The 847-nt window shown below is 32.5% G+C and carries 1 protein-coding gene; it reads left to right on the top strand.

Annotation, left to right across the window (positions count from 1 at the left end):
* Positions 1 to 180: 180 nt before the first annotated feature.
* The coding region (locus IG80_RS0111885; RefSeq protein ID WP_156962233.1) for a hypothetical protein at positions 181 to 847 on the top strand (667 nt) is incomplete at its 3' end.

Here is an 847-nt window from a genome sequence, read left to right as displayed (position 1 = left end):
AATTGTTGCTTAGATCTCAAAATAAAACCTTAATAACAAGGGGATAAGTGGTGTTGAGATATTATTATCATCTATTAATAATTTTATTTAGTTTAAGCATCAATTGTAACGGATTCGCATCGAAAGAAGAGTTTGATTTAACGCGCTCTCCTTCTGTTTCTTCTCCAACAGTAAGTGAAGGTGAACAACGAAAAAGAACGAAAAAAAAGGGAATCTCCCACACCGTTAAACTCTCAACCCAATAAAAAATGTAGCCCTCCAGAATCACCAAACCAACGTAAAATAAGTGAATATTTTTCAAAAACTTCATCATCAGCAAATTTACTTCAATTTTCTGGTATGGGTGTTGATGCGGCCGATTACGTAGCATCAACTCCTAAAACTAGTATACCAGATATTGATAGTGGAACCGTTTCGGAATCAGCAATCGTATTGCAAAATGAACAATTATTCGATGAAACTTTGTCTCAATTTTCAATAAGATCCGTCGAGAATTCTTCTCAAATAAAAAGTGAAATATCCGAAATTCTATTAGATTTTGATTCGTTACCTTTTCATATGGCTGGACCTCCAAGATACACTCTTTTAATGGTTGATCCAAAACGGATTAGTTCTACAACCCCTAATCTAGAAGATTGGAAAAAGAATGGTGAAGATTTTGCATATATAGGTCCAAGTTTTTTGAAGGCAGGCTTAATAACTGATGGAGACATTAATTTTGACATTAATGTGAATAATGAAAAATCTAGATGGATTAAAATTCATAAAGACCAAACGAAAGAACAAAGAAATTATTACATTGTTCAGTTATTAAAAAAAGAGCAACGTTTGAGAACTTTAAATTTTG

The organism is Candidatus Paracaedibacter symbiosus, from assembly GCF_000757605.1.
GTDB lineage: Bacteria > Pseudomonadota > Alphaproteobacteria > Paracaedibacterales > Paracaedibacteraceae > Paracaedibacter_A > Paracaedibacter_A symbiosus.
The sequence above is the reverse complement of the archived record's forward strand: the minus strand, read 5'-3'. Positions and strand labels throughout refer to the sequence as shown.